We start from the raw sequence: 3,067 nt of genomic DNA, 5'->3' as shown, positions 1-3,067 counted from the left end.
TCGGCTCCATGCTGGCCGACCGCGCCTCGTTCCCGGGCCTTGCCGACTACGTCGCCACCAAGGCAGCCGTGGTTGGCTACACCAAGGGCGCGGCACGCGACCTCGGCCCGCGCGGCATCACGGTGAACGTGGTGCAGCCCGGCTCGATCGACACCGACATGAACCCGAAGGATGGCGGCGAGTTCGCCGAGACCCAGCGCAAGCAGCACGCGCTGCAACGCTTCGGCCGCCCTGAGGAAGTCGCCGCCGGAATCGTCTTTCTCGCAAGCCCGGAAGCCTCCTTCGTCACCGGCACGGTGCTCAATGTCGACGGCGGCTTCGGCGCCTGATCCGAGCCGCCACTCTTCAAGTCAAGGAATACGCAGATGATCGAACTCAGACCTTTCGCAAAGCTCGGCGGCGCCGACCACGGCTGGCTCAAGGCCAAGCATCATTTCTCCTTCGCTAGCCACTATGACCCCAACAACATGGGTCACGGCGCCTTGCGGGTGTGGAACGACGACGAGATCGCGCCGAACACCGGCTTTCCGGCCCATCCCCACGCCAACATGGAAATCATCACCTATGTGCGCGAGGGCGCCATCACCCATCAGGACAGTCTCGGCAACGAGGGCCGCACTGAAGCGGGCGACGTGCAGGTGATGAGCGCCGGCAGCGGCATCCGCCACTCCGAGTACAATCTCGAGCCGACGAGGACGCGGATCTTCCAGATCTGGATCGAGCCGACGGCGCGCGGGGGACAGCCGACCTGGGGATCTAAGCCGTTCCCGAAGGCGGACCGCTCCGGCAAGCTCGTGACGATCGCGAGCGGGATCGAAGGTGATACCGACGCGCTGCCTATTCGCGCCGATGCGCGGGTGCTCGCCACCACGCTGAGGGCCGGCGAGAGCGCGGAATACGCGCCGCAGACGTCGCGGCATCTCTACCTCGTGCCCGCGGCAGGCGCCGTCGAGATCAACGGCGTCCGCGTCAACGCCCGCGACGGCGCTGCGATCCGCGACGAAGGCCGGCTGACGATCACCGCGCTGGAAGATTCGGAGATCGTGCTCGTCGACGCAGCGTAGCAACGCTCTCCGTCATGGCCGGGCTTGTCCCGGCCATCCACGACCCTCCACGAGCGGACAAGAGCGTGGATGCCGGGACATCTAGCGCGAAGACGCGCTTCGCGCTTCTGCCCGGGCATGACGACCTCAACAACTAGTCAAACTCATCGTCCAACGGAGACCACACATGACCAAAGTTCTCGTCCTCTATTACTCCGCCTATGGCCACATCGAAGCGATGGCCAACGCCGTCGCCGAGGGCGCACGCGAGACCGGCGCCACCGTCGACATCAAGCGCGTGCCGGAGCTGGTGCCAGCCGAAGTCGCCAAAGCCTCCTATTACAAGGTTGATCAGGCCGCTCCCATCGCCAAGGTCGATGACCTCGCGAATTACGACGCGATCATCGTCGGCACCGGCACCCGCTTCGGCCGCATGGCCTCGCAGATGGCGAACTTCCTCGACCAGGCCGGCGGCCTCTGGGCCAAGGGTGCGCTGCACGGCAAGGTCGGCGGCGCCTTCACCTCGACTGCGACCCAGCATGGCGGCCAGGAGACGACGCTGTTCTCGATCATCACCAACCTGCTGCATTTCGGCATGGTCGTCGTCGGCATGAACTACGGCTTTACCGGTCAGATGAAGCTCGACGAAGTCACGGGCGGCGCGCCCTACGGCGCCACCACGATCGCCGGCGGCGACGGCAGCCGCCAGCCCAGCGCCAACGAGCTCGCCGGCGCACGCTATCAGGGACGCCAGATCGCGGAAACCGCCAGGAAACTCCATGGCTAAACTCCATGGCTGAGCGGCACGGCTGATGCGATCGCGGCATTCCCGTTCGGGAATGCCGCCCCTTTGGTGCGGCGGCTCAGGCCCGTTCGGTCTTCTTCTTGACGAGCTCGCGACCGATCGGCCGCACCGGCTCGCTCCGCAGCACCAGCGAGGTCGTGACGGCGCCAAATCCGGCAATGCGATCCACGATCGTCTCGAGGTCCTCAGGAGCGGGAACGAGCACTTTGAGCACGAAGCAGTCATCGCCGGTGACGCGATGGACTTCGATGATGTGGGGAATCTCTGCGAACCTCTTGAGGCAGGTCTTGATGTGCTCATGCGTGGTCCGCAGGCGCACCAGCGCCATCAGGCCGAGCCCGAGTGCGCGCGGATTGATGCGGGCGCCGTAGCCTTCGATGATCCCGGCTTCCTCGAGCCGTCTGACGCGCTCGGACACCGCGGGCTGGGACAACCCTACGGAACGGCCAAGCTCGGACAGCGGCACGCGCGCGTTGACCTGCAGCGCCTCCAGGATCTTCAGGTCCTTGGCATCGATGCTCCCGAAGCGATCCAACCGAATTCTCCATTTCACCTTGAGATCATCGGCAAACGGCCGATTGCGCCGATGACTTGCCATGTGATGCAGGACCGGGATCGGTCACACTGCGGCCTCATCTCAGATATCACGGGACGATCATGCACGACATCATCACATTGCCCGGCCTCGGCGGCTCAGGAGATACCCATTGGCAGACGCAATGGGAACGCTCCGAGCCGCGCTTCACGCGATTTCGGCCGGCAAGCTGGGACCGGCCGGAGCTCGACGACTGGGAGCAATCGCTGGAGCGGGCGATCGAGCGCTGCCCGAAGCCGCCTGTCCTGGTTGCCCATAGCCTCGCCTGCCTGCTGGTGGCGCATTGGGCCGCCCGCTTCCCAACGGCGATTGCCGGCGCATGTCTGGTCGCCGTCCCCGATCCCGACGGCGCCAATTTTCCTGCGGAAGCCGCCGCGTTCAAGCCTGTGCCGGAACGCGCCTTGCGCTTTCCGTCGCTGATCATCGCGAGCACGAATGATCCGTATGGCGCAATCGAGGTCTCGCAGCGACGAGCCCGCAGCTGGCAGTCCGGCCTGGTCGAGCTCGGCGCACTCGGCCACATCAATGCGTCGAGCGGGCTCGGCGACTGGCCGCAGGGGCGCGCGCTGCTGGACGCCTTTCGTGCGGGCCTTCCAAGATGACACGCGCAAAGCCCGCCCGTGT

5 protein-coding genes are annotated in these 3,067 nt (G+C 65.8%); 4 read left to right on the top strand and 1 reads right to left on the bottom strand.

The features are described 5' to 3' along the window. The 3 genes from MOV74_RS34820 to wrbA all read left to right on the top strand — a co-directional run. On the top strand, nt 1-329 hold a 329-nt coding region (locus MOV74_RS34820), incomplete at its 5' end, for an SDR family oxidoreductase (protein WP_246931561.1). Nucleotides 330-365: 36 nt separating this feature from the next. After that, nucleotides 366-1,064, top strand: coding sequence for a pirin family protein (locus MOV74_RS34815; protein ID WP_246931558.1), 699 nt, complete (start codon nt 366-368; stop codon nt 1,062-1,064). A gap of 166 nt (nt 1,065-1,230) precedes the next feature. After that, on the top strand, nt 1,231-1,830 hold the full coding sequence (gene wrbA / locus MOV74_RS34810; protein WP_246931554.1) for an NAD(P)H:quinone oxidoreductase: 600 nt from the start codon (nt 1,231-1,233) through the stop codon (nt 1,828-1,830). Nucleotides 1,831-1,906: 76 nt separating this feature from the next. Here wrbA and MOV74_RS34805 read toward each other — a convergent pair whose 3' ends face one another. Beyond that, nucleotides 1,907-2,383: an Lrp/AsnC family transcriptional regulator gene (locus MOV74_RS34805; RefSeq protein WP_246931552.1), complete on the bottom strand. Its 477-nt coding sequence runs from the start codon at nt 2,381-2,383 to the stop codon at nt 1,907-1,909. A gap of 122 nt (nt 2,384-2,505) precedes the next feature. Here MOV74_RS34805 and MOV74_RS34800 point away from each other — a divergent pair, with 122 nt between their 5' ends. Beyond that, a complete protein-coding gene (locus MOV74_RS34800) occupies nt 2,506-3,045 on the top strand; it encodes an alpha/beta hydrolase (protein ID WP_246931550.1) in 540 nt (179 codons plus the stop codon). The last annotated feature ends 22 nt before the right edge of the window (nt 3,046-3,067 follow it).

Source organism: Bradyrhizobium sp. SHOUNA76 (genome assembly GCF_023006445.1).
Lineage (GTDB): Bacteria > Pseudomonadota > Alphaproteobacteria > Rhizobiales > Xanthobacteraceae > Bradyrhizobium.
This window is presented reverse-complemented; position numbering and strand designations above follow the sequence as displayed.